General features: G+C 61.8%; 26 protein-coding genes, 1 tRNA gene and 2 pseudogenes. 14 read left to right on the forward strand and 15 right to left on the reverse strand.

Features of this window, described 5'->3' with window-relative positions; genetic code table 11:
* Positions 1–87: 87 nt before the first annotated feature.
* Positions 88–960: a LysR substrate-binding domain-containing protein gene (locus HCF10_RS23120; RefSeq protein WP_131698902.1), complete on the reverse strand. Its 873-nt coding sequence runs from the start codon at positions 958–960 to the stop codon at positions 88–90.
* A 111-nt stretch (positions 961–1,071) separates the two neighbouring features.
* On the opposite strand from HCF10_RS23120, the gene HCF10_RS23125 reads away from it, so the two are divergent.
* From HCF10_RS23125 to HCF10_RS23140, 4 genes are all read left to right on the forward strand, one after another.
* On the forward strand, positions 1,072–2,697 hold the full coding sequence (locus tag HCF10_RS23125; RefSeq protein ID WP_167656484.1) for a 5-guanidino-2-oxopentanoate decarboxylase: 1,626 nt from the start codon (positions 1,072–1,074) through the stop codon (positions 2,695–2,697).
* Positions 2,694–4,136 carry an aldehyde dehydrogenase family protein gene (locus tag HCF10_RS23130; RefSeq protein ID WP_145334887.1) on the forward strand — a complete coding sequence of 481 codons (1,443 nt, stop codon included), beginning with the start codon at positions 2,694–2,696 and terminating at the stop codon, positions 4,134–4,136. The genes HCF10_RS23125 and HCF10_RS23130 overlap by 4 nt, the downstream gene beginning before the upstream one ends.
* 226 nt (positions 4,137–4,362) lie before the next feature.
* Positions 4,363–5,550 (forward strand): cyanate transporter, encoded by a 1,188-nt coding sequence (locus HCF10_RS23135; RefSeq protein ID WP_167656485.1) that lies wholly within the window; start codon positions 4,363–4,365, stop codon positions 5,548–5,550.
* Positions 5,551–5,687: 137 nt separating this feature from the next.
* Positions 5,688–6,623 carry a LysR family transcriptional regulator gene (locus HCF10_RS23140; protein WP_167656486.1) on the forward strand — a complete coding sequence of 312 codons (936 nt, stop codon included), beginning with the start codon at positions 5,688–5,690 and terminating at the stop codon, positions 6,621–6,623.
* 46 nt (positions 6,624–6,669) lie between these two features.
* On the opposite strand, the gene HCF10_RS23145 is transcribed toward HCF10_RS23140, so the two are convergent.
* The 3 genes from HCF10_RS23145 to HCF10_RS23155 all read right to left on the reverse strand — a co-directional run bounded on the left by HCF10_RS23145 (position 6,670) and on the right by HCF10_RS23155 (position 8,248).
* Positions 6,670–7,032: a 5-carboxymethyl-2-hydroxymuconate Delta-isomerase gene (locus HCF10_RS23145; protein ID WP_131698897.1), complete on the reverse strand. Its 363-nt coding sequence runs from the start codon at positions 7,030–7,032 to the stop codon at positions 6,670–6,672.
* Between the two features lie 55 nt (positions 7,033–7,087).
* A complete protein-coding gene (locus HCF10_RS23150; RefSeq protein WP_131698896.1) occupies positions 7,088–8,011 on the reverse strand; it encodes a LysR substrate-binding domain-containing protein in 924 nt (307 codons plus the stop codon).
* A 90-nt stretch (positions 8,012–8,101) separates the two neighbouring features.
* Positions 8,102–8,248 carry a hypothetical protein gene (locus tag HCF10_RS23155; RefSeq protein WP_167656487.1) on the reverse strand — a complete coding sequence of 49 codons (147 nt, stop codon included), beginning with the start codon at positions 8,246–8,248 and terminating at the stop codon, positions 8,102–8,104.
* 195 nt (positions 8,249–8,443) lie between these two features.
* On the opposite strand from HCF10_RS23155, the gene HCF10_RS23160 reads away from it, so the two are divergent.
* On the forward strand, positions 8,444–9,748 hold the full coding sequence (locus HCF10_RS23160) for an MFS transporter (protein ID WP_167656488.1): 1,305 nt from the start codon (positions 8,444–8,446) through the stop codon (positions 9,746–9,748).
* Positions 9,748–10,506 carry a substrate-binding domain-containing protein gene (locus HCF10_RS23165; protein ID WP_167656489.1) on the forward strand — a complete coding sequence of 253 codons (759 nt, stop codon included), beginning with the start codon at positions 9,748–9,750 and terminating at the stop codon, positions 10,504–10,506. Before HCF10_RS23160 ends, HCF10_RS23165 begins: the two co-directional genes overlap by 1 nt.
* Here the strand turns inward: HCF10_RS23165 and HCF10_RS23170 are convergent.
* A complete protein-coding gene (locus HCF10_RS23170; protein WP_443200918.1) occupies positions 10,498–10,635 on the reverse strand; it encodes a hypothetical protein in 138 nt (45 codons plus the stop codon). The genes HCF10_RS23165 and HCF10_RS23170 overlap by 9 nt on opposite strands.
* Positions 10,636–10,654: 19 nt before the next feature.
* A pseudogene (locus HCF10_RS31530) lies at positions 10,655–10,756 on the reverse strand (helix-turn-helix domain-containing protein); the annotation flags it as partial.
* Positions 10,757–10,918: 162 nt separating this feature from the next.
* Here HCF10_RS31530 and HCF10_RS23180 point away from each other — a divergent pair.
* From HCF10_RS23180 to HCF10_RS23205, 6 genes are read left to right on the forward strand one after another with little or no spacing between them, the layout of a single operon-like run.
* On the forward strand, positions 10,919–11,770 hold the full coding sequence (locus HCF10_RS23180) for an RsbRD N-terminal domain-containing protein (protein ID WP_167656490.1): 852 nt from the start codon (positions 10,919–10,921) through the stop codon (positions 11,768–11,770).
* Positions 11,771–11,772: 2 nt separating this feature from the next.
* Positions 11,773–12,135, forward strand: a complete 363-nt coding sequence (locus tag HCF10_RS23185; protein WP_027604299.1) for an STAS domain-containing protein — start codon at positions 11,773–11,775, stop codon at positions 12,133–12,135.
* Positions 12,132–12,536: an ATP-binding protein gene (locus tag HCF10_RS23190; RefSeq protein ID WP_065899382.1), complete on the forward strand. Its 405-nt coding sequence runs from the start codon at positions 12,132–12,134 to the stop codon at positions 12,534–12,536. Before HCF10_RS23185 ends, HCF10_RS23190 begins: the two co-directional genes overlap by 4 nt.
* Positions 12,527–13,534: an ATP-binding protein gene (locus HCF10_RS23195; RefSeq protein WP_131697055.1), complete on the forward strand. Its 1,008-nt coding sequence runs from the start codon at positions 12,527–12,529 to the stop codon at positions 13,532–13,534. Before HCF10_RS23190 ends, HCF10_RS23195 begins: the two co-directional genes overlap by 10 nt.
* Positions 13,527–14,390, forward strand: coding sequence for a sensor histidine kinase (locus HCF10_RS23200; protein ID WP_131697056.1), 864 nt, complete (start codon positions 13,527–13,529; stop codon positions 14,388–14,390). The genes HCF10_RS23195 and HCF10_RS23200 overlap by 8 nt, the downstream gene beginning before the upstream one ends.
* Positions 14,380–16,323, forward strand: coding sequence for a response regulator (locus tag HCF10_RS23205; protein WP_131697057.1), 1,944 nt, complete (start codon positions 14,380–14,382; stop codon positions 16,321–16,323). The genes HCF10_RS23200 and HCF10_RS23205 overlap by 11 nt, the downstream gene beginning before the upstream one ends.
* Here HCF10_RS23205 and HCF10_RS32140 read toward each other — a convergent pair.
* The 7 genes and pseudogenes from HCF10_RS32140 to dapA form a co-directional block, all read right to left on the reverse strand.
* Positions 16,314–17,177, reverse strand: coding sequence for a methyl-accepting chemotaxis protein (locus HCF10_RS32140; RefSeq protein ID WP_409438485.1), 864 nt, complete (start codon positions 17,175–17,177; stop codon positions 16,314–16,316). The two genes, HCF10_RS23205 and HCF10_RS32140, sit on opposite strands and share 10 nt — an antisense overlap.
* Positions 17,172–17,939 (reverse strand): annotated as a pseudogene (locus HCF10_RS32145) (MCP four helix bundle domain-containing protein); the annotation flags it as partial. The gene HCF10_RS32140 and the pseudogene HCF10_RS32145, both read right to left, overlap by 6 nt.
* Before the next feature lie 266 nt (positions 17,940–18,205).
* Positions 18,206–18,295, reverse strand: a tRNA-Ser gene (locus HCF10_RS23215).
* Between the two features lie 83 nt (positions 18,296–18,378).
* Positions 18,379–19,092, reverse strand: a complete 714-nt coding sequence (gene purC, locus HCF10_RS23220) for a phosphoribosylaminoimidazolesuccinocarboxamide synthase (RefSeq protein WP_167656491.1) — start codon at positions 19,090–19,092, stop codon at positions 18,379–18,381.
* A 27-nt stretch (positions 19,093–19,119) separates the two neighbouring features.
* Complete coding sequence (locus tag HCF10_RS23225) at positions 19,120–19,878, reverse strand: MBL fold metallo-hydrolase (RefSeq protein ID WP_027604310.1); 759 nt, start codon at positions 19,876–19,878, stop codon at positions 19,120–19,122.
* A gap of 4 nt (positions 19,879–19,882) precedes the next feature.
* Positions 19,883–20,998, reverse strand: a complete 1,116-nt coding sequence (gene bamC / locus HCF10_RS23230; protein WP_027604311.1) for an outer membrane protein assembly factor BamC — start codon at positions 20,996–20,998, stop codon at positions 19,883–19,885.
* A 17-nt stretch (positions 20,999–21,015) separates the two neighbouring features.
* Positions 21,016–21,894 (reverse strand): 4-hydroxy-tetrahydrodipicolinate synthase, encoded by an 879-nt coding sequence (dapA, locus tag HCF10_RS23235; RefSeq protein WP_131697108.1) that lies wholly within the window; start codon positions 21,892–21,894, stop codon positions 21,016–21,018.
* Positions 21,895–22,167: 273 nt separating this feature from the next.
* Between dapA and HCF10_RS23240 the strand changes: the two genes are divergently transcribed.
* Together HCF10_RS23240 and HCF10_RS23245 are read left to right on the forward strand one after the other, a co-directional pair.
* Positions 22,168–22,728 carry a glycine cleavage system protein R gene (locus HCF10_RS23240; protein ID WP_003172487.1) on the forward strand — a complete coding sequence of 187 codons (561 nt, stop codon included), beginning with the start codon at positions 22,168–22,170 and terminating at the stop codon, positions 22,726–22,728.
* 10 nt (positions 22,729–22,738) lie between these two features.
* Positions 22,739–23,212 (forward strand): peroxiredoxin, encoded by a 474-nt coding sequence (locus HCF10_RS23245; RefSeq protein WP_116628224.1) that lies wholly within the window; start codon positions 22,739–22,741, stop codon positions 23,210–23,212.
* Between the two features lie 60 nt (positions 23,213–23,272).
* Here HCF10_RS23245 and HCF10_RS23250 read toward each other — a convergent pair whose 3' ends face one another.
* Both HCF10_RS23250 and HCF10_RS23255 read right to left on the reverse strand, forming a co-directional pair.
* On the reverse strand, positions 23,273–24,343 hold the full coding sequence (locus HCF10_RS23250) for an AI-2E family transporter (RefSeq protein WP_053136801.1): 1,071 nt from the start codon (positions 24,341–24,343) through the stop codon (positions 23,273–23,275).
* 31 nt (positions 24,344–24,374) lie between these two features.
* Positions 24,375–24,614: a sulfurtransferase TusA family protein gene (locus HCF10_RS23255; protein WP_010212198.1), complete on the reverse strand. Its 240-nt coding sequence runs from the start codon at positions 24,612–24,614 to the stop codon at positions 24,375–24,377.
* Positions 24,615–24,697 lie beyond the last annotated feature (83 nt).

Raw genomic sequence — 24,697 nt, forward strand, 5'->3', positions numbered from 1 at the left:
CCCGATAGCGGTGGTTCAGTTGGAGCCTCTTTGACTGACACACCGCTATCGGGAGCAAGCCCCCTCCCACATTTGGATCTTCAGCGCCTACGACTGTTGCGCCTGGCTCACTAACCAATCCATCAGTGCTTCAAGCCCTGCCGACGGCACCGTCCCCGGCGGATACACCAGGTAATACCCCTTCCCCGTCGGCACCCGCAGTTCAAACGGCATCACCAACCGCCCCGCCTTCAGGTCCTCGCCCATCAACGCACTGTCGCCCATCGCCACCCCGGAGCCCTGGGAGGCCACGTTCATTGCCAAATCCAACGTCTCGAAATGATGCCCCTGGCTCAAGTTGCTCAACCGCGTATCCGCCGCCTTGAGCCACCGCGCCCAATCGCGCTCGTCCCGCGTGGGGTGCAGCAGCACCTGTTGCTGCAGGTCCGCCGGGGTGTGCAAACCGGCAAGCAGCGCCGGTGCGCAGACCGGGGTGAGTTGTTCGTCGAACAAGTGCCGCGCCTCGGCCGACTGCTCGGCGATGGGCGCATAGATCACCGCCGCATCGAATTGCTCGCGACGAAAATCCACGCTGTAGGCCACGGTGGTGGTGAGTTCCACCGGCACATCCGGGCGTTCCTTTTGCCACTGCATCAAGCGCGGCAACAACCAGCGCATCACACAGGTGGACGCCTTGATTTGCAGGGTATGGCGACGATTGCCGATCTGCTCCACCGCGTCACCGAGCAGGCCGAACACCTGCTGCACCCGTTGCGACCACTCGCGACCTTCTTCGGTCAGGCTCAACCCCCGTGCCTGGCGCTGGAACAAGGCGTAGCCCAAATGGCTCTCCAGCCCGGCGATCTGCCGGCTCACCGCGCCTTGGGTGATGTGCAGTTGCTCGGCGGCGCGGGTGAAGTTGCAGCACTGGGCCGTGACCCAGAAGGTATGCAACGCGGGCAGTGGCGGAAGGCGTTTCATAAGGGCGCAGCCATGACGTGAGGACATGGCTAGTATGACTTTTTATCGATTGTTGCCGCTACGGGCCAGCCGTTCCAATACCGCCACGAATCCATAACAAGAGCGACACCTATGGCGACCTGCGGCGAAGTATTGGTCAACCTCCTGGAAAGCTACGGCGTGGACCAGGTGTTTGGTATCCCCGGCGTGCACACCGTAGAGCTGTATCGCGGCCTGGCCCGCTCGAGCATCCGCCACGTCACCCCGCGCCACGAACAGGGCGCCGGTTTTATGGCCGACGGCTACGCGCGCACGAGTGGCAAGCCGGGCGTGTGTTTCATCATCACCGGCCCGGGCATGACCAATATCACCACGGCCATGGGCCAGGCCTATGCCGACTCGATCCCGATGCTGGTGATTTCCAGCGTGCAATCGCGCAGCCAGTTGGGCGGTGGGCGCGGCAAGCTGCATGAGCTGCCGAACCAGGGCGCGATGATCGCCGGCGTGGCGGCGTTCTCCCATACATTGATGTCGGCAGCGGAGTTGCCTGCCCTGCTGGCGCGGGCGTTTGCGTTGTTCCAGGCCGGCAGGCCGCGCCCGGTGCATATCGAGATTCCGTTGGATGTGCTGGTGGAAAACGCCGATGCGCTGCTGGGCAGTCAACCGGTCAGCGTCGCCCGTGCCGGTGCGGCACCGTCGGCGGTCAAGCAGATGAGCCAGTTGCTCGCCGCCGCGAAACGCCCGCTGATCCTGGCCGGTGGCGGCGCGATTGAGGCGGCCGCCGAAGTGACCCGTCTGGCCGAAACCCTCGGCGCGCCGGTGGCCCTGACTATCAACGCCAAGGGCATGCTGCCTTCCAATCACCCGCTGCTGATCGGCTCGACCCAGTCCCTGGTCGCTACCCGCGCGCTGGTGGCCGAGGCCGATGTGGTGCTGGCCATCGGCACCGAGCTGGCCGAGACCGACTACGACGTGACCTTCGCCGGTGGCTTCGAGATACCCGGCGCGCTGCTGCGCATCGATATCGACCCCGACCAGACCGTGCGCAACTACCCGCCGCACCTCGCACTGGTGGCCGATGCGCAGATCGCCGCCGATGCCTTGCTGACGGAATTGAACCGCACGCCGCTTGGCCCTCGCCGCACCGACTGGGGCGCTCAGCGCGTCGCCCGGTTGTGGGCCGAACTGGTCCCCACCTGGGACGCCGCCACCCGCGCGCAAACCCTGTTCCTCAATACGGTGCTGGAGGCTCTGCCGGGCGCCGTGCTGGTGGGCGATTCGACCCAACCGGTGTACAGCGGCAACCTGACCCTGAACCTCGACCATCCGCGCCGCTGGTTCAATTCCTCCACCGGCTACGGCACCTTGGGCTACGCCCTGCCCGCCGCCATCGGCGCCTGGTTGGGCCGTGGCGATGGGCAGCCGGTGGTGTGTTTGATCGGCGACGGCGGGCTGCAATTCACCCTGCCGGAACTGGCCAGCGCGGTGGAAGCGCGCACGCCGATCATCGTGCTGCTGTGGAATAACCAGGGGTATGAAGAGATCAAGAAATACATGCTCAACCGCGCCATCGAACCGGTCGGCGTGGACATCTACACCCCGGACTTTATCGGCGTGGCCAAGGCCCTCGGCAGTGCTGCCGACAGCGCTCACAGCGTTGCACAGCTACGCAGCGCCTTGCACGCCGCCGCTGATCGCCAGGGGCCGACGCTGATTGAGATCGACCAGAACCTATGGATGCAGGAGGTAGCGGTATGAGCGCAGTATTGAACGGTGTGTATATCGACGGCACATGGCGCGCAGGCCATGAAGTGCTGGAGGTGATCAACCCGGCCACCGAGGCGACGCTGGCGCGCATCAGCGTCGGCGATGCGCAGGCCGTGACCCAAGCCGTCGATGCGGCCAGCGTGGCCTTTGTCGATTGGTCTAAAAGTACCGGCCGTGATCGCGCCAGCCTGCTGCGCAAAATTGCCCAAGGCGTCAGCGCGCAGCGCGAACAGCTGATGCACGTGCAGTCGAGCAACAACGGCAAGCCACTGTTTGAAGCCGGCATCGATGTGGACGACGTGATCGCCACGTTCGAATACTACGCCGGCATCGCCGACGCCATGGACGCCGGCCAGGACCTCCCGGTGGCGCTGCCCAGCGATGACTTCAGCGCGCGCCTGCGCCGTGAGCCGTGCGGCGTGGTGGGGCTGATCGTGCCGTGGAATTTCCCGATGGTCACCACCGCGTGGAAACTCGCCCCGGCCCTCGCTGCCGGTTGCTGCGTGGTGCTCAAACCGTCGGAAGTCACGCCGCTGGCGGAGTTACAGTTGGCGCAAATCATCGCTGACGCGGGCTGCCCGGCGGGGGTGTTCAACTTGGTGTGCGGCACCGGCTTGGCCGTTGGCGCACCGCTGGCGGCAGACCGTCGCGTGGCGAAGATTTCCTTCACCGGCAGCAACGCCGTGGGCGTACAGGTGATGCAACGCGCAGCGGAAACCATCAAGGGGGTGAGTCTGGAGTTGGGTGGTAAATCTTCGCTGCTGATACTGGCGGATGCCGACCTCGACCTGGCGGTGGAGCTGGCGTGTGGCGGTGGTTTTTTCAACGCCGGGCAAATGTGTTCCGCCACTAGCCGCGTGCTGGTGGCCGACAACCTGGCGGATGAATTCCTGCAGCGCTTGCAGGCACGGGTTGAAGGGATTCGCGTCGCCGACCCGTTTGCCGACGACGTGGAGATGGGCGCGCTGATCAACCGCGTGCAGTATCAGCGAGTGCTGGGGCATATCCAACGTGGCGTCGAGGCTGGCGCGCGATTGTTGTGTGGCGGTGAACGCCCGGCGAACCTGGCGAAGGGCTACTTCATTCGCCCGACGGTGTTTACCGACGTGCCATTGGACAGTGCATTGTGGAACGAAGAAATCTTCGGCCCGGTGCTGTGTGTACGACCTTTTGCCACTGAGCAAGAGGCCATTGCCCTGGCCAACGACAGCGAGTTCGGCCTGGTGGCCAGCGTGATCAGCCGCAGCGTCGAGACCACCGAGCGCGTGGCGAATGCCTTGCAGGCCGGGTTGGTGTGGATCAACGCACCGCAGGTGATCTTCCCGCAGACCGCATGGGGTGGTTACAAGCAGAGCAGCATCGGCCGTGAGCTGGGGCCGTGGGGGCTGGCGGCGTTTCAGGAGATCAAGCATGTGATCCGGTCTATCTGACGGTGCAGCCTCCCTGTGGAATGTGGGAGGGGGCTTGCTCCCGATAGCGCTGATTCAGTTGGAGCATCTTTGACTGACACACCGCTATCGGGAGCAAGCCCCCTCTCACATTTTGATTTGCGGTGTTTCAGTTAACTGCAATTTTTAGATAGCCCCTGCGACTTTCTCATTTGCCCCCCTCCCCCAGGCGTGGCCTGATTCGCCCTTGTTCATTCAAGGCAGGCGCATGGAAAACGTTCAGGCAAAACCCACCACCGCCGTATGGCTGATGATCAGCGTCGTCCTGGTCGCCCTTAACCTGCGGCCGTCGATGGCCGCCGTGGGGCCGTTGTTGTCGTCCATTCGCGGCGAGGTGCCGTTGAGTTTCAGCAGCGCGGCGTTGCTGACCATGTTGCCGGTCATGGCCATGGGCCTGGCGATGTTCTTTGGCATGGGCCTGGCCAAGCGTTTTGGCGAGCACCGCAGCATTGTGCTGTCACTGCTGGTGATTGGCGCGGCGACGTTGTCGCGATTGTTCCTGGATTCGGCCATGGAATTGATCGTCAGCGCGATTGCCGCCGGTGTGGGTATCGCCATGATCCAGGCGCTGATGCCGGCCCTGATCAAGTCGCGGTTCAGCGACAACGTGTCGTTGTTCATGGGCCTCTACGTCACCGCCATCATGGGCGGCGCGGCGCTGGCAGCAGCGTTCTCCCCCTTCGTGCAGGTGCAGACCGGCAGCTGGCGCATCGGGCTGGCGATCTGGGCGTTTCTGGCGCTGCTGGCCCTGGTGTTCTGGTACGCCCAGCGCTCGGTATTGCCACCGCTGCCCCACGCCGCCGCCGGCCCTCAGGAAGCGTTTTTCGGCAACGGCCGCGCCTGGTTGCTGGCGATCTTTTTCGGCCTCGGTACAGCGTCCTACACCTGCGTACTGGCGTGGCTGGCGCCGTACTACGTGGAGCAAGGCTGGAGCGAACAGAATGCCGGTTTGTTGCTGGGTTTTCTGACCGCGATGGAGGTGGTGTCCGGCCTGGTCACGCCGGCCATCGCTAACCGCCGCCGGGATAAACGTGGGGTGGTGGCGGTGTTGCTGGTGCTGATCATCCTCGGGTTCTGCGGCTTGATCCTCAGCCCGCAGCACCTCAGCTTGCTATGGCCATGCCTGCTCGGCCTGGGTATCGGCGGGCTGTTCCCGATGAGCCTTATCCTGTCCCTCGACCACCTCGACAACCCGCGTCGCGCGGGGGGCCTTACCGCATTCGTGCAGGGCATCGGCTACCTGATTGCTGGCCTGTCGCCGCTGATCGCCGGGATGATCCGCGACCAACTGGGCAGCTTCGAATGGGCCTGGTGGTCGCTGACGGCGGTGATCGTGGTGATGCTGTTGATCGTCACACGCTTCAACCCAAAGCATTACGCAGAACATATTCGCTGACGTCGTGTTGCAAACAGTATTTGTCCCACACCAAACATAGAAACACCCTACAGAGCTTTCTATTGGCACGGCCGTTCCGTTAAGCTTTCGCGCTGTCTTGTACTGACTTCGGTACATGGGGTTTACGGACGAAACCGATGTTAAACAGTAACTTGCTCAGAAAACTCGATATGCAGGACTTGATGGTGTTTATCGCCGTCTATGACCAGAGCAGCGTTACCGAGGTGTCAGAAACACTGTTCGTCAGCCAGTCCACCGTGAGCTACAGCCTGAAGAAACTGCGGACCAGTTTTGAAGACGAACTGTTTATCAACACGCGGGCGGGCATGCGGCCTACGTACAAGGCCACCACCATGTACGCCCATGTGCAGAAGATCCTCGAAAGCATCAACCTGTGCCACGCCGGTGGCCAGGCCTTCGACCCGACCCAGAAGGCCGTGACCTTCAATGTCTGCGCGCCGGAGTACTTCGAACAACTGATCCTGCCGCGCCTGTTGAAGCATTTCGACCGCGCCGACCTGCCGGTGATCGTCAATGTGCAGAAACTGGAAGCCGACATCCCCGCCGACGACCTGCGCGAGGGCCGCCTGGACCTGGTGATCTGCTTCGGCCCGCACTTTCACCGCGCCCATAAAGACTTCAAGACCCAGATGCTGCTGGAAGACGACCTGGTGTGCGTCTTCGATAAACGCGCGGCACCGCGCGAGACGGCGTTCAGCCTGCAATCGTTCGTCGAGCGGCGTCACGTGTTCCCCACGCCCTGGACCTCCGACACCAACATGATCGACGGCTGGCTGGCGCGCCAGGCCCACAAGCGCCAGGTGATCGCCCGGGCCAACAGCTACAGCGCAGCGCTGAAGATGATCACCGGCACCGACTTCATCGTCACCCTGCCGCGCCGCGTGCAAAAACTGCTGGCGCCCGCGACGGTGTTCGGCCACTGCGAGGCCCCCAACGGGTTGCCGGGGTTCACCCTGGATATGCAGTGGAATGAAAGCAGTGAACAGGACAGTGCCAATACCTGGTTTCGTGAGCAGGTGGTGAAGGTGTGTGCGGATCAGGGATTACTCTAACGTCTGTGGCGAGGGCGTTTGCTCCCTCGCCACGATGGATTGCGGGTTAGCCGATGGCGACTTTGCTGTAGGAATCGCGATCCATGTCGACCAGCAGGACGCTGAGCTGAACCTGTATATCCGCCGGCCAGTCCCCCAGATCCTGCAATGCTGCCAGCAGGCTTTGCGACAATTGCTGCTTGACCTGCGGCGACCGCCCGCTGAGCAGTGACAGCTTCACCGCGATGAAACCGCGTGGGTTGAGGGAGGTGCCCACCTGAAAACTCTCGACCTTCACGGCACGGCTTTTGATATCGAACTCGGAACCGAACTGCCCGGACGCCATCAGCACATTGTTGAGACGTAACAGGGTTTTCTCGACGGCCAGGTTTGTCAGGTTGGCGGTGTATTCCAAGTGCAGGTGTGGCATGGATGACTCCGAGTCATTCGTAGGAAGATTCGTAGATATACCACGGATAAACGCGTCAAGCCTTGTTCGCCAGGCCCCGATCACTCATGAACGCTTCCAGCCGCGAACGCACCCAGCGTTCGGCCGGATCGGTGTCCACATGACTGAGCCAGACCATGGACAAATCCAGGGTCGGCGTCTCGAACGGAAACGGCTCACAGAACAGGTTGCCCGACACCGCCATGGCCTCGGCGGTGTAGTCCGGCAGGCTGGCGATCAGGTCCGTCCCGGCCAGCAGCGCGGGCAATGCGCTGTATTGCGGCACCGACAACACCACATGGCGCTTGCGGCCGATTTCCGCCAGCCACTCATCGGCAAACCCGGACACGTTGGCGGTGTGGGACACCAGCACATGGGGGCGCGAGCAATATTCATCGAGGGTCAGCGGAGTGTCCGAGGCGTCGGCGCGCAGCAGTCGCGGGCGGATATGACGCAGCAGCTTGCGCTTGGCATTCGCCGGCAGGCCACGGGTCTGGGTGATGCCGACGGTAATATCGCCGGAGGCCAGCAGGTCGGGGATGCGCCAGTAGTCCACATGCTGGACCACGAACACCACTTGCGGCGCCTCCTGGCGCAAGGCGCGCAGCAGCGGCGGCAACAGGCCGAACTCGACGTCATCGGACAGGCCGATGCGAAAGGTCATGGTGCTGATGGATGGGTCGAAATCGTGGGTCAGGCTCAAGGCCGACGACAGTGAGTCCAGGGCGGGCGACAGGTGCTGGATGATTTCCTCGGCGCGCGCGGTGGGTTCCATGCGATGGCCGACGCGAATGAACAGCGGGTCATTGAACAAGGTGCGCAGACGGTTTAGGGCCGAACTGATGGTCGGCTGGCCGAGAAACAGCTTCTCGGCCACCCGCGTCACATTGCGCTCAAGCATCAGTGCTTCGAAGACCACCATCAGGTTGATGTCGGCCTTGCGTAATTCATTGCGATTCATCGGCGCCTGCCCTTTCCCCAAGACAGGTCGCAGTGTAGAAAGCGCGACGCACGGCGTCTATGCGCCAATCTGCTGATACCGGCCCCTTGCTCAGGGCTTGAGCGGAAACTCCTGATCCCGCTCGGACAGCTCCGTTCCGTCATCCGGATGTTTCCAGGTCTGGGGTTTTTCTTCTTCACGCCGTTGCTGGGGTTGTTCACGCTCCGGCTCATCCTGGCGCTTCTGTTCGTTGCCCATAGCCACCTCCCCTCCGTAAGAATCGGTCACATCTACCAGCATAGAACAGAGCAGGATTTTTGACGGATACGGCGATTGATAGCCAATTAAGATTAATCAATCCAAATTTTTCACTTATCATTTCTAAATGTGTCAGCCACTATCCTCGGTCTTACGCGAAACAAGCACTTAAAAGAACGCTGGAGACACAAAACCATGACTAGCCCTTCCCTGCCCGATTCTGCCCGTTCGAAAGTAGGTGCGGTATTCCGCGTTACCTCGGGCAACTTCCTCGAACAGTTCGACTTCTTTCTGTTTGGTTTCTACGCCACCTACATCGCTGCCGCATTCTTCCCCGCCGCTAATGAATTTGCGTCATTAATGATGACCTTCGCCGTGTTCGGTGCTGGCTTCCTGATGCGGCCACTGGGCGCAATCATCCTCGGCGCTTATATCGATGACGTCGGTCGCCGCAAAGGGCTGATCGTGACCCTGTCGATCATGGCCAGCGGCACGCTGTTGATCGTGCTGGTGCCGGGTTATCACACCATTGGCCTGTGGGCACCGCTGCTGGTGCTGCTGGGCCGCCTATTGCAAGGTTTCTCGGCCGGTGCGGAACTGGGCGGTGTGTCGGTATACCTGTCTGAAATGGCCACCCCGGGCCGCAAGGGTTTCTACACCAGCTGGCAATCGGGCAGCCAACAGATCTCCATCGTGGTGGCTGCCGCGCTGGGCTATGGCTTGAACGTGTGGATGGAACCGGCGGTGGTTGCCGATTGGGGCTGGCGCATTCCGTTCGCCATCGGTTGCGTGATCATCCCGTTCATCTTTGTGCTGCGCCGTAACCTGCAGGAAACCGAAGAGTTCGCCAACCGCAAGCATCGCCCGACCATGCGCGAAGTGCTGGCCACACTGGTGAAGAACTGGACCGTGGTCATCGGCGGCATGCTGATGGTGGCCATGACCACCACCGCGTTCTACCTGATCACCGTGTATGCGCCGACCTTCGGCAAGACCGTGCTGCAACTGAGCACCTCCGACGCGCTGCTGGTGACCTTGCTGGTGGCGATATCGAACTTTGTCTGGCTGCCGATCGGCGGCACCTTGAGCGACCGCTTCGGCCGCAAGCCGGTGCTGATCGCCATGACCGCACTGACGGTGCTCACGGCATATCCGGCGCTGTCCTACGTGGTGAATGCACCGAGCTTCGCCCATATGCTGGAAACCCTGCTGTGGTTCTCGTTCCTGTACGGCATGTACAACGGCGCGATGATCCCCGCCCTCACCGAGATCATGCCGGTGGAAGTGCGCGTGGCCGGCTTCTCCCTGGCCTACAGCCTGGCGACCGCGATCTTCGGTGGGTTTACCCCGGCGATCTCCACCTGGTTCATTCACATCACCGAGGACAAGGCATCGCCGGCCTACTGGATGATGTTCGCGGCGGTTTGCGCGCTGTGCTCGACCCTGGCGCTGTATCGTCGCGCCAACGCACGCGGGCAGGTGATGCAGGGGGCGGTGTGATGAGGTCTGTGTTCAAGACCCTGACGGCCCTGGCCCTCGGCGCCCTGGCGCTGACGGCCCAGGCCGAGGAACTCAAGGTGATGACCTCCGGTGGCTTCACCGCCGCCTATAAACTGCTGGGCCCGCAATACGCCCAGCACAGCGGCGACACCCTCGACACGATACTCGGCCCGTCCATGGGCAAGGCACCGGAAGCGATTCCCAACCGCCTGGCCCGTGGCGAACATGCCGACGTGGTGATCATGGTCGGCTATGCCCTGGATGAGCTGATCAGACAAGGCAAGGTTGACCCGGCTTCCCGCGTGGAACTGGCCGACTCACGCATCGGCCTGGTGGTGAAGGAAGGTGCGGCCAAACCTGCGATCGGCACTGATGCCGAACTCAAGGCTGTATTGAGCAAGGCCAAGTCCGTGGCGTATTCGGACAGCGCCAGCGGTGTGTATGTCGAGAAAGAGCTGTTCAAGAAGCTCGGCATGCCCGCCAAAGGCACCATGATCGAGCGCCTGCCGGTGGCCGAACAGGTCGCCAAGGGCGATTACGAAGTGGGCTTGCAACAGGTGGCGGAGCTGTTGCCGGTGCCGGGTGTGACGTACGTCGGCAAGATCCCGGAGGATGTGCAATCGGTGACGCGTTTTGCCGCGGGCATTCCGGTCAATGCCGAACACCCGGCACAAGCCAAGGCGCTGTTGCAGTTCCTGGCGTCGCCCGAGGCACAACCGGTGGTGCAATCCACCGGCCTGGACTCGGTGTCACGCTGACCGACACGGCATCTGCTGCATCCATCGCTCCAACTCCAGCGCCGCCGGCGGCAACGTCCGCCCGCAGCGCTTGATCAAGCCCACATTGCGCATCACCTGCGGTTCCACCACGCCCAAGCCCGCTTCCACCAGACCATCAGGGTGGTCACGTGGTGCGTTCGAACGGCTTCACGTCGAGCGCCGACTCGAACTTTTCGATGCGCCGGCTGAGGGCCGATTGCGAGATGCGGATGGCCGCGGCGGCGCGCCGGGTGCACGCTGATTGATCACTGCCGGCGAAACGCCTATCCGCCTAAAGCGCCCGATCCACAAGGCTTGAACCGAATGAACGAAAAGCTTCGAAACAATTCAAAGCACTTCAATTTAGTATAAATTGCATGCCACTCAACCAAGGCATTCAAGGAGGTTTCCTGTGGCAACTCTGCAAGCTCATACCATTCAGGCACTGCACACCCATCGCCCTACCCTGCTGACCGAATGGGTTGCCAGCCTTGAGGCTTCGGGGGCCACGCGTAACGTCAAGGCCGAAGACACCCGGCAGCAGGCCAACGACTTCCTCAACCTGTTGATCGCAGCACTGCAGCAAGGCGGTTCGCAACAGGTCGGCCATGAAAACTGGGCAGAAACCCGGATTTTCCTGGAAAAACTCTCCCACAGCCGCGCCCTGATCGGCCAGGACTCGCAACAGACCGCCAGCTTTATCTTTGCCCTCAAAGGTCCGCTGTTCGCCCTGCTGCAACGGGAGTACGCCGAACAACCGACGCAACTGGCCGAACAGCTGTGGGAAATCTCCGAGCTGCTTGACGCGCTCGGGATGCACACTATCCGTACTTTCCAGAAATCCCGTGAGTCGGTGATCAAGCGCCAGCAGGAAGAATTGCTGGAACTGTCCACCCCGGTGGTCAAGCTGTGGGACGGCGTGCTGGCCCTGCCGATGATCGGCACCCTGGATTCGCAACGCACCCAGGTGGTCATGGAGTCGCTGTTGCAGCGCATCGTCGACACCGGCTCGGAGATCGCCATCATCGACATTACCGGCGTGCCGACCGTGGACACCCTGGTCGCGCAGCACCTGTTGAAAACCGTCACCGCCATCCGCCTGATGGGCGCCGACTGCATCATCAGCGGCGTGCGCCCGCAAATCGCCCAGACCATCGTGCACCTGGGCCTCGACCTGCAAGGCGTGGTGACCAAGGCTAACCTGGCGGATGCCTTGGCACTGGCCCTGAAACGCCTGGGTGTCACCATCAGCAAGGCTGTTTAAGCATGGAACGTATCCCGATTTTGCAGATGGGCGAATTCCTGCTCGTGACGATTCAGGTCGACATGCATGACCAGCTTGCGCTGACGTTGCAGGACGACCTGTCCGAGCGCATCAGCCGCACGTCGGCACGGGGCGTATTGATCGACATCTCCGCGCTGGACATGGTCGACTCGTTCATCGGCCGCATGATCGGCACCATTTCCGGCCTGTCGCGCATCATGGATGCCCAGACCGTACTGGTGGGCATGCAGCCGGCGGTGGCGATCACCCTGGTGGAACTGGGCATGACCCTGCCAGGCGTAGCGACCGCGTTGAATGTCGAGCGCGGCATGAAATTGCTGCGTGACCGGGTAGACCACTCATGACCCAGGCCAGCAGCGGCACCCACCCGGTGCTCATCGAACAGGACGTGGTGCTGGCCCGACAATTGGTGCGCAAGTTGGCGCAGGAATGCGGCATGCGCCTGATCGACCTGACCAAGCTGGTCACCGCCGTCAGCGAGCTGGCGCGTAACACCGTGGTCTACGGCGGCGGCGGCCATATGGACTGGGCCGTGGTCGAGAAAGACCACCGCCCCGGCCTGCGCCTGACCTTCCGCGATGAAGGCCCGGGCATCCCCGACCTCAAGTTGGCGATGACCGACGGCTGGACCTCGGGCAGTGGCCTGGGCCTGGGCTTGACCGGCGCCAAACGCCTGGTGGACGAGTTTGAACTGGACACCGCTCCCGGCAAGGGCACCCGCGTGACGATCACCCGATGGACGTGAACATTCCCAGCGCCTTGACCGAGGTGCTGTTGATCGAAGATGTCAGCCAGGTCGGCTATGCCCGGCGCACTGCGCAACAGCTCGCCGAGCAACTGGGCTTCGACGAAACCGACGCCGGCCGCGTAGCCCTGGTGGCCACAGAGCTGGCCAGCAATATCCTCAAGCATGCCGCCCACGGCGAGTTGCAGTTGCGCGCCACGGGCAATCAGGGCGTGGAGATGATCGCCGTGGACCGTGGCCAGGGGTTTGATCTGGACAGTTGCCTGGTGGACGGTTTTTCCACCGGCGGCACCCAGGGTATCGGCATGGGCGCCATCTCCCGCGTGGCACAGGTGTTTGATGCGTACGCCGACCATCGCGGCACGGCGATGCTGGCTCGCCTGTACCCGCGGGCATCAGGTACCAAGGATATTCGCTACGGTGTCAGCCAGCACTCCCTGCACCATGACCCGGCCTGTGGCGATGCCTGGCACCTGGCAATCGAGCCAGGCCGTTTCAGCGTAATGGTGGCCGACGGCCTGGGCCATGGCAGCGAAGCCGAACGGGCAGCACACGCCGGTGAAGCGGTGTTTGCCCAAGACCCGTTCCTGGACCCGACCGTATTGTTCAACGACCTGCATATCGGTATGAGCGGCACACGCGGCGGCGCCATGGCCGTCGCCCAGTACGACGCCATGGCCGACAGCTTGCGCTTCACCGGGGTGGGCAATATCGGCGCGAGCCTGATCGGCCCCGGCAAGTCGCGCGGGCTGGCCTCCCACCCCGGTATCGTCGGCGTGCAATTTCGTAAGGCGCAGCCCTTCGACTACGCTCAGGTCACCGGCCAACTGCTGGTCCTCTACAGCGATGGGCTGCAATCACGCTGGAACCTTGCCGACTACCCCGGGCTTTCACACCGCCACCCGGCCTTGATCGCCGCCATCCTGCACCGTGATTTCTGCCGCGGACGGGATGACGTTACCGTCTTCGTGATTGCCCTGGAGGCCATTGATGGCTGAGACCACCGCTTCCCTCACCGATGAACTGCAACGCCTGCGCCAGGAGGCCGATGCGTTGCGTTCGGAGCTGGACGAGACCAACCAGGGCGTGTTGGCACTGTATGCCGAGCTGGATACCCAGGCCGACCAACTGCGCCAGGCATCGGACTTGAAAAGCCGATTCCTCTCGTACATGAGCCATGAATTCCGCACGCCCCTGGGCTCGATCCTGAGCATCACCAGCTTGTTGGCCGACGAACTCGACGGCCCGCTGAGCGCCGAGCAGCACACGCAGGTCGGGTTTATCCGCAGTTCCGCGCGCGAGCTGCGCGAAATGGTCGACGACCTGCTGGACCTGGCCAAGATCGAGGCCGGGCGCATCACTATCTCGCCGGCCTGGTTCGACATGTTCGATTTGTTCTCGGCGTTACGCGGGATGTTCCGCCCGATTGTCGATGCCTCGTCGATAGACCTGATCTTCGAAGAACCTATCGGCCTGCCCAAGCTCTACACCGACGACAAGAAGCTGGCACAGATCCTGCGCAACTTCATCTCCAACGCCCTGAAGTTCACAGCGCACGGCGAGGTACGCGTATCGGCGCAACGGGTCGGCGAGCAGGAAATCCGCTTTGCCGTGCACGACACCGGCCTGGGCATCCCTGCCGAACTGCACAGCAACCTGTTCGAAGACTTTTCCCAGATCGACTCGCCGCTGCAAAAACGCCTGCGCGGCACCGGCCTGGGCCTGTCGCTGTGCAAGCGCTTTGCCGAACTGCTCGGCGGCCGGGTCGGCGTAGAGAGTACGCCTGGCGTCGGCTCGATGTTCTTCGTGATCATTCCTCTCTCTATTGCTGGCGGACTTGTCGATGAATCGTGACATCCAACTGCTGATCGTCGACGACAACGCCGCTACCCGCTACGCCCTGCGCCGACGCCTGGAAAGCCATCACTACCATGTGCTTGAGGCCGGCACCGGCCAGGAAGGGCTGGACCTGATCGCCAGCGAAAAAATCGACGGGCTGATCCTCGATGTCAACCTGCCGGACATGAGCGGCTTCGACATCGTGCGCGTGCTGCGCGCCGATCCGGTCACCGCCTTGCTGCCGGTGGTGCATGTATCGGCAGCTTCCATCGAGACCGGCGACATCATCACCGGCCTGGATGCCGGCGCCGATGCCTACCTGATCCACCCGGTCGATCCGGATGTGCTGCTGGCCACTCTGCGTACCCTGTTGCGAGTGCGCGACACTGAATACGCGCTGCGCGAGAGCGAGGCACGGTTTCGCGAAATCTTCTTCAATATCAGCGCGCCGATTGCGGTAATGGATGCACAGCTCAAGGTGCACGAATGTAACCATGCCTTTGCCCAGCTGATTCACGACAACCTCAACCCAGACGCCCTGCTCGAATGCTTCGCCACCGATCAACTCACGGTGCTTCAGGAGCTGTGCCTGCGCCTGGCTGCCGGCGAGCGCTGGAAGGGCACCTTGCAGATGAAGGTCGACGGCCAGTTGCGCGAGACCGAATGGCAGGTTTCGCCCTACCGCCGCGCCGAATTGAGCCTGGTATTTGTCGAGGACGTCACCGAACACCGCCACCGCGAGCGGCACCAGCAGGCCGAACTGGCCAACGCCACCACCCAGTTGGCACGCACCGAGGCGCAGCTGCTACAGGCACAGAAGATGGATGCCCTGGGCAAACTCACCGGCGGCATCGCCCATGACTTCAACAACCTGCTGACCGGGATCATCACCAGCCTGGAGCTGATCAAGAAACGCATTGAGACCCAGCGTACCGACAAGGTCATAGGCTATGCCGATGCGGCGTTGAGTTCGGCCCTGAGCGCCGCCGGCCTGACCAACCGCCTGCTGGCCTTCGCCCGCCAGCAACCGCTGGACACGCGGCCGATCGACATCAACGCGCATATTCGCTCCCTGGAAGAATTGCTGGTACGCACCATCGGCGAACATATCGCCTTGAAACTGGAGCTGACCAACAACCCGGCCGTGGCGATGGTCGATCCGATCCAGCTGGAAAGCGCCGTGCTGAACCTGGTGATCAACGCCCGCGACGCGCTGCCCAAGGGCGGCAATATCTGGGTGACGACCTACCCGGCCTACTCCAACGGCAACCTCAAACTGGAAAATGGCCCCTACATCGCCCTGTCGGTGCGCGATAACGGTGTGGGCATCGAGCACAGCGTCATCGACAAGGTGTTCGACCCGTTCTTCACCACTAAGCCGCTGGGCCAGGGTACCGGGCTGGGCCTGTCGACCATCTACGGGTTTGCCCGACAGTCCGGCGGCGACGCACAGATCCGCAGCGTAACCCGCCAGGGCACCGAGGTGACCATCATGCTCCCCGCCGCAAGCGGCCCCGCCAGCACCGTGGTCAAGCCACTGGCGTCGCCGGGCCAAAGCAATGGCGAGCACGTGCTGATTGTCGAAGACATGCCCACCGTGCGCAGCTTCGTGGCCGAGGTGCTGATCGAGGCCGGCTACCGCTGCAGCCTCGCCGCCGATGGCGACGAAGCCATCGCCAGCCTGCGCGACGACCCGAGCATCAACCTGCTGCTGACCGATGTCGGTCTGCCCTACATGACCGGGCGCGAACTGGCCGACGTCGCACGCGAAATGCATCCTGCACTGCCGATCCTGTTCATGACCGGCTACGCGGAAAACGCGGCGAATCGCCAGAGTTTCCTCGGCGAAGGCATGGATCTGATTTCCAAGCCATTTCACATCGATGAATTGCTGGAGAAGATCCGTCGCGGGCTGGATGGCACGGCCGGCACACTTCACTACAGCTGAAACTTTGCGACCGCCTCGTTCAGGGAAACCGCCAACTGCGCCAGTTCCCGGCTCGATCCATTGATCTGCCCGGCGCCGGAAGAGGACTGTGCGGACAGGTCGCGAATATTGACGATATTGCGATCGACTTCCTTGGCCACTTGGGCCTGCTCTTCGGCAGCACTGGCAATCACCAGGTTGCGCTGGTGAATCTGGTCGATGGAGTCGGTGATCTGACTTAATGCGCCGCCCGCCCCCTCAGCCAAGGCCAGGGTGTCGGTGGCACGCTGGGTGCTCGACTGCATTGAGCTCAACGCGTCGTTGGAGCCGGTGCGCATCGCGGTCACCATCTGGTCGATTTCCAGGGTCGATTGCTGGGTGCGATGGGCCAGGGCGCGCACTTCGTCAGCCACCACCGCAAAACCGCGCCCGGACTCACCGGCCCGCGCCGCCTCGATCGCGGCGTTGAGCGCCAGCAGGTTGGTCTGCTCGGCGATGGAGCGAATCACGTCGAGCACCTTGCCAATATCCCGCGATTGCTCGGCGAGGTTCTGCACCAGGGTCGAAGTTTCGCCGATATTGGTGCTCAGGGCTTGAATGGCGTTGACCGTTTCGCCCACACGGTGCTGGCCTTCGCGCGCGGTTTCATTGGACAGGCGCGTGGACTCGGAGGTGGACACTGCATTGCGCGCCACCTCATCCGCCGCCGAGGTCATCTCGTTCACGGCGGTGGCGGCCTGCTCGATTTCAGCGGTCTGCTTTTGCAGGCTGCGGCTACTCTGATCGGTGATGCCGTTGAGGTCGGTGGCCGATGACGCCATCTGCCCCGCCGACTGGCGAATCAGCTGCAGGGTGCCGCGCAGGTTGGCCTGCATGGTCTTGAGAGCCACGAGCAAGCGCGTCACTTCGTCGTCGCCGGTCACGTCCACCGTTTGGGTCAGGTCACCCTGGGCAACGTTCTCGGCAGCCCGTACTGCATGGCTGAGGGGGCCGACGATGCTGCGCGTGAGCAACCACGCCAGCAGCACGGTGCTCAAACCCGCAACAATCACAAAGCCGAACACCATGGTGCGCGAACGGCTGTACTGTGACTCGGCCGTCTGGCCTTGCTGGTTGATCTGGGCGTTGTAGTAGTCGGCCAGGGCATTGAGCTGGGCTCCGGAGCCATCGACCACGGTTTTCATATCCACGAGCAACAGCTTGTTCAGCTCGGCGCCCTGCTGCTTGTCGGCAAGGGCGAAGGACTGCGCCAGCCCTTGTTGGTATTGGCGCAGCGAGACCTGGAACTGGTCGTAGAGCGTGCGTAATTCGGGAGTGTCGATCACGGCGTCGAGTTCAGCCAGCCGCTTGGTCAGGTCCTGGCTGCGGGTGTCCATCTGGCTACGGTATTGCGGGATGCTCGCCGGGTTCGGGTCCAGCGCCATGCGCAAAGAGATCGTACGAATGCGCAGCATGATTTCGCGAACGTCCGCCACCAGCCGCATCTTAGGCACCAGCCCGCTTTCCACCTGCACCGCGCTGGCGCGGATGTTTGCCATATTCGACAGCGCAAAAAAACCCAGCAGGGCCACAAGCAAAGCAATCAAGGCAAAACCCAAACCCGCACGGCGGGCGATGGACAGGCTGCGAAGGGACATTTAGCGGGATCTCTCGTTAGGGATACGATGTCGTATGAGAGCGTTTCGGCCGCATGGATAAAGACTTGAGGGACGTAGCCTGCGGGAAATGAGAAGTTATCAGGCCAGTAAAGCATGCTTGAAGACGGAAGGCGGTTGGTTGTGCTGGCTGGAAGAACCACGACGGCCCTGTCGGCAGCTCGGAACGAGTAGCTCTGCTCCAAATAAAAATCTCAGAAACGAAAAAGCCCCGTAGCTTATTCAACTACGGGGCTTTTTCTATGTAATGGCGGAGAGATAGGGATTCGAACCCTAGGTACCGGTGAAGGTACAACGGATTTCGAATCCGTCCCATTCGGCCACTCTGGCATCTCTCCAACGGCGCGCATCATAACAGCCTGTTTCGTGGAAGCAAAGCGCAGAAGCGATTTTTTTCCGTGCTATCAGATGCTTGCGTCGATTAAAGCGATACGCCGAGACGCTTGGCGACTTCTTCGTAGGCTTCGATCACATCACCGAGGCCTTGGCGGAAGCGGTCCTTGTCCATCTTCTTCTTGGTGTCCTTGTCCCACAGGCGGCAGCCGTCCGGGCTGAATTCGTCGCCCAGGACGATGGAGCCGTCGTGGAACACGCCGAATTCCAACTTGAAGTCCACTAGCAGCAGGCCTGCGTCGTCGAACAGCTTGCTCAGCACGTCGTTGACCTTGAGGGACAACTCCTTCATGCGTGCCAGTTGCTCAGCGGTGCCCCAGCCGAATGCCACGACGTGGGATTCGTTGATGAACGGGTCGCCCTTGGCGTCGTCCTTCAGGAACAGCTCGAACGTGTAAGGGTTGAGCTTGAGGCCCTCTTCGACGCCCAGGCGCTTGACCAGGCTGCCGGCTGCGTAGTTACGCACGACGCATTCCACCGGGATCATGTCCAGCTTCTTCACCAGGCACTCGTTGTCGCCCAGCAGTTTGTCGAATTGGGTCGGAATGCCGGCCGCTTCGAGTTTCTGCATGATGAAGGCGTTGAACTTGTTGTTCACCATGCCCTTGCGATCAAGTTGTTCGATGCGCTTGCCGTCGAACGCCGAGGTGTCGTTGCGAAACAGCAGGATCAGGCGGTTGGCGTCGTCGGTCTTGTAAACCGACTTGGCTTTGCCGCGGTAGAGTTCTTCACGTTTTTCCATGATGGGCTCCGCTTTGAGTGAGGTGGGCTAGGCGATATGTCGCCAGTCGAGCCCTGAATCTTGATCGGCCAGTTGCAGCCAGTCCGGGTCGCACCCGAGGGTGTCGACAAAACATTGCCGGGCAAGCGTCGGCAGGTTGTTCTTGCTGCTCAAGTGGGCCAGGACCAGGTGTTGCAGGTCTTGCCAACCCAACTCGTACACCAGGTACGCCGCCTGATGGTTGTTCAAATGTCCCAGTTCGCCGCCGACCCGTTGCTTGAGAAAGTACGGATAGTGACCGCGAGCCAGCAGGTCTCGGCAGTGGTTGGACTCGATCATCAAGGCATCGAGGTTCCGGTAGCCGTCCAGCACCTTGGCGCAGTAGGAGCCCAGGTCGGTGAGCACGCCGAAACGCCGCTCTCCGTCACTGAATACATACTGCGTCGGTTCCTGGGCATCGTGCGCCACGGCAATCACATCGATGCTCAGGGCACCGATTTGCAGCTGCTCGCCACCAGCCAGGAAACCTGCGGGTTCTATGGGTTTGCGCATCCCGCGCAATGTGCCGCGACTGAGGTACACCGGAAGATTGTAGCGCCGAGACAGCAAACCCACGCCATGCACGTGGTCGGCATGTTCGTGGGTCACCAGAATCGCGCTCAGCTGCGAGGGGTGAACCCCCAGGCGCAGCAGGCGCCGCTCGGTTTCCTTTAACGAGAAACCACAATCCACCAGCACGTACGTGTCGTCATGGGCGACCAGCGTGCCGTTCCCTTGGCTACCGCTGCCGAGAACGGCAAAACGCATCGGATCAGCCCAGGTTGTCCTGAATCACGCCCAACACTTTGCGCGCTGTTTCAGCCGGCGCCACGGTGTTGATGTTCTTCTCGACGGTGACTTGCACAGTCTCGCCAACCTTGCTCAAACGCACCTGATAACGCTCGGCGCGGGTCTCGATTTCTTCCTTGGTCGGCTTGCTGCCGAACAGTTTGCCGAAGAAACCAGGCTCTTCGTCTTTGCGCTCGGCCTTTTCGGCCACGTTGATGTAGTACAGGCCCAGGCTGCGGTTGATGTCTTCAACACGCCAAGGGCCTTGCTCCAACGCGCGACCGACGCTGGCCCAGGCACGATCCAGGTCTTCACCCAGGTTCAGCACCACGTTGCCGCTGCCGTCTTCGGTGAGACTGACGCGGCTCGGGGTGTCGTAATCACGGGCGGCGAGCAGGGATACGGAACCGCCCTTCTCGGAGATACGGCTCATGCTGGCCAGCATCTCGTCGACCAATGCCGAGTCGACACCAGTGTTGACCGAGCGGTTGGTGAAGTCGACGTTGGCGGTGCTGCCGGCAGGACGCTCGGCGCTGACCACATAGACTTCACTGGTGTTGCGCTGCACGCCTGGCTCGATGCGCACACGCACACGGGCTTCGCTGTCGGCGGCGACACCACCGGCCTGCAGGCGCTTGGCCATAGTGGCGGACAGTTCGCTGCCCTGCTGCCATGCCGTGGTGAACTCACCGGTCTGCGGGCGCTGCTCGTCGATGCGGAAACCGTTGTCCTGGAAGAACTGCACCGCTACCGGCCAGACTTCGGCAGGTGGGCGCTGCGCCACGATCCAACGCGAATCACCGCTCTTCTGCAGGCTGTAGTCGCTGGCATCCGCCACGGCCGAGATCGGCTGTGGACGCGGCACGACGTATTCACCCTTGGTGGTGTCGTCGGCAACGTTGCGTGGAATCGGCAGCAACGGGTCAAGACGCTTGGCGACGTTGACGTCCGGCGGCAGCTGCATCGGTTTGGTTGCTTGTGCTTCCAGGTAATCGCTGCCGCGGTCACGGAAGTAGCCTTCCGGGCCCCAGATCCAACCGCAGCCACTGGTGCTGGAGATAATCAAGGCAAGTGCGGAAAGTCCGGCCAATCGCTTCATGCGTAGTGCTTCCTCAATTAAACCAGGACGCCGGACTGGCGCAGGGCCTGTCGCAGCGGTTCGTGACAGGCTTCGCTGAGGCGGGTGAGCGGCAGACGGATACCGTCCGGCATCAGGCCCATCTCGAACAGCGCCCACTTCACGGGAATAGGGTTGGATTCGATAAACAGTGTCTTGTTGAGCGGCATCAGCTTCTCGTGGATCGCACGGGCGGTCACGGCGTCGCCGGCAATGGCGGCGGCACACATGTCGCTCATGGCGCGCGGGGCCACGTTGGCGGTCACGGAGATATTGCCCTTGCCGCCCAGCAGGATCAGCTCGACAGCCGTGGCGTCGTCACCGGAATACAGCAGGAAGTCGCTGCTCACACCAGCCAGGATGTCCTTGGCGCGCTGCAGGTCGCCGGTGGCTTCCTTGATACCGATGATGTTCGGTACGGTGGACAGGCGGATCACGGTCTCGGCCTTCATGTCGCACGCGGTACGACCCGGCACGTTATAGAGGATCTGCGGGATGTCGACGGCTTCGGCAATGGTGCGAAAGTGCTGGTACAGGCCTTCCTGGGTCGGCTTGTTGTAGTACGGGGTCACCAGCAGGCACGCGTCAGCGCCAGCTTTCTTGGCGTTTTTGGTCAGCTCGATGGCTTCGCGCGTCGAGTTGGCGCCCGTGCCGGCGATCACGGCAATACGCCCCGCGACACGCTTGACCACGAATTCGATCACCTTGATGTGTTCTTCCACATCAAGGGTGGCCGATTCACCTGTGGTGCCGACCGCCACGATGGCGTTGGTGCCTTCTTGCAGGTGGAAGTCCACCAGTTTGCCAAGGCTGTCCCAGTCGAGATGACCTTGTGCATCCATGGGTGTGACCAGTGCCACCATACTGCCCGCAATCATGCAACCGCTCCTGCCGGAAAAAGAGAGACGTAATGGTACTGGCGCCAAGATGCTTGTACAAGCGAAGTACCGCCTGAGGATGCGTTCTGGCGCAACTAAACGACGGGCAATGCCATCATTGAGCCAAAGCACGGGTTGAGGCAGGGCGAAACCAGGCGGATCACGCAATGAAAACGCCACCTCCTATCCCTTGGCGACGCTTTTCGCTACCCTTCATGCTTTGATCGATACAGCCCTCACAGTATCGACCGCTCATCGTTTTAGGAAGGCTGCATGTCCACCCCCACAGTTCGCGAACAATTCCTTGTTATCAGTGCCCTCGGCGCCAACCCCATGGAGCTGACCAACGTCCTGTGCCGCGCCAGCCATGAAAACCGCTGTGCCGTGGTGACCTCCCGCCTGACCCGCCATGGCGAGTGCAGTGCGCTGGTCCTGCAGATTTCCGGCACCTGGGATGCCCTGGCGCGCCTGGAGACCGGCCTGCCGGGCCTGGCCAAGAAGCACGACTTCACCGTTAACGTGGTGCGCAGCGCCGCGCTGGAAAATCGCCCGCAGGCGCTTCCTTATGTGGCGTATGTCAGCTCGGCCTACCGTTCGGACATCGTCAATGAGCTGTGCCAGTTCTTCATCGACCATAACGTCGAGCTGGAGAACCTGACCTGCGACACCTACCAGGCCCCGCAAACCGGCGGCACCATGCTCAACGCGACGTTCACCGTGACCTTGCCGGCCGGCGTGCAGATCAGTTGGCTGCGCGACCAGTTCCTGGATTTCGCCGATGCCCTGAACCTCGACGCGTTGATCGAGCCGTGGCGCCCACAGAACCCAATGTAAGGAAGTAACTATGGCGGTAGTCATCGATAAACCGGTCGCCGATTTCGAAGCCCAGGCCACCAGTGGCCAGACCTTCAGCCTTGCCGCCCTCAAGGGCAAGCAAGTGGTGATCTACTTCTACCCGAAGGACAGCACCCCGGGCTGTACCACCGAAGGCCAGGGTTTCCGTGACCAGTACGCAGCATTCAAGGCCGCCAACACCGAAGTGTTTGGCGTGTCGCGCGACAGCGTGAAGTCCCATGAGAACTTCAAGGGCAAGCAGGAATTCCCGTTTGAGCTGATCAGCGACAAGGATGAAGCGGTCTGCCAGTTGTTCGATGTCATCAAGCTGAAGAAACTGTACGGCAAGGAATACCTGGGCGTGGATCGCAGCACCTTCCTGATCGACAAGGACGGTGTGCTGCGCCAGGAATGGCGCGGCGTGAAAGTACCAGGCCATGTAGATGCCGTTCTGGCCGCAGCCCAGGCATTGAGCAAGGCCTGATCTGTAGCGCGAACCACTGTGGTGAGGGACACACTCCCTCACCACAATTCTCTCCTGCCGCTACAACAACGGCGCCACCACCGGCTCCTGCCGCGGCCACGCATCCAGCACGGCCTTGAACAGCGTCGCCAGGGGAATCGCAAAGAACACCCCCCAGAATCCCCACAGCCCACCAAACAACAACACCGCGCAGATGATCGCCACCGGGTGCAGGTTGACCGCCTCCGAGAACAGCAGCGGCACCAGTACGTTGCCATCCAGGGTCTGGATGATGCCGTAGACCGCCATCAGGTAAATGAACTGGTCGCTCCAGCCCCACTGGAACAAGGCGATCAAGGTCACCGGCACCGTCACCACCACGGCGCCGACATACGGCACCACCACCGAAATACCGACCAGCAGTGCCAGCAAGGCGGCGTAGTTGAGATCCAGCGCGATAAACGCGATGTAGGTGACCCCTCCACAGATAATGATCTCGATGACTTTGCCACGGATGTAATTGGCGATCTGCCGGTTCATTTCCTCGGCCACCCGGGTGATCAACGCCCGTTCACGCGGCAGATAGCCGCGCACCCAGCGCCCGATCATGGCGCGGTCCTTGAGGAAGAAGAACACCAGGATCGGGACGAGCACCAGGTAGATCATGATGTTGACCAGCAGTGGCAGGCTGGACAGGGAAAAGGTCAGCGCCCATTGCCCGAATTTTCCGATTTCGCCGCGCGCCACTTCTATGGCCTGCAACACCTGCTCGTCCGAGACCAGATGCGGGTAGCGCTCCGGCAACAGCAGCAATAGCGACTGCCACTTGGCGAGCATGCCCGGCAACTCATTGAACAGCGTGATCAGTTGGTGCCACAGCAGCGGCAGCACCACCACGATAAACACCACCAGCAGCCCCATGAACAAGGCGAATACCAGGCCCACTGCCGCGCCGCCCGGCAAGCGTAAACGCTCCAGAGTGGTGACCAGGCCCTGCATCAGGTAAGCCAGCACCATCCCCGCCAGTACCGGCGCCAGCATGCCACCCAAGGTGAGCACGGCCGTAAAGGCCAGAAACAGCAGGACTGCCAGCACCACGGCTTCTTCATCGGAGAAGTAGCGCTGGATCCAGTCTCGTAACACTTTGAACATCAATCAACCTCGGGCGGTAGGGGCAAACGGTTCAGGCCTTGCGCAACCAGTAACGGTAAACACCGGCGGCGTCTTCTTCATGCAACAGGGTATGGCCGGCCAGCTTCGCGAAGGTGCGGAAATCACGCTGGGAACCTGCGTCGGTGGCGATCACCTTGAGCACTGCACCACTGGCCAATCGATTGAGCTCCAGCTTGGCCTTGAGCAGAGGCAGCGGGCAATTGAGGCCGCTGGCATCGAGTTCGGCATCAAAGGCTACAGCGTCGGTCATGGTTTTACTCCGGACAAGCATTCGGGGTGCTTAGAATATCTGGTCCGAAGCTCAGTGTCCGGCTACAGTAAGCTCTTTGTCGA

This window comes from Pseudomonas sp. B14(2022), from assembly GCF_012030485.1.
Lineage (GTDB): Bacteria > Pseudomonadota > Gammaproteobacteria > Pseudomonadales > Pseudomonadaceae > Aquipseudomonas.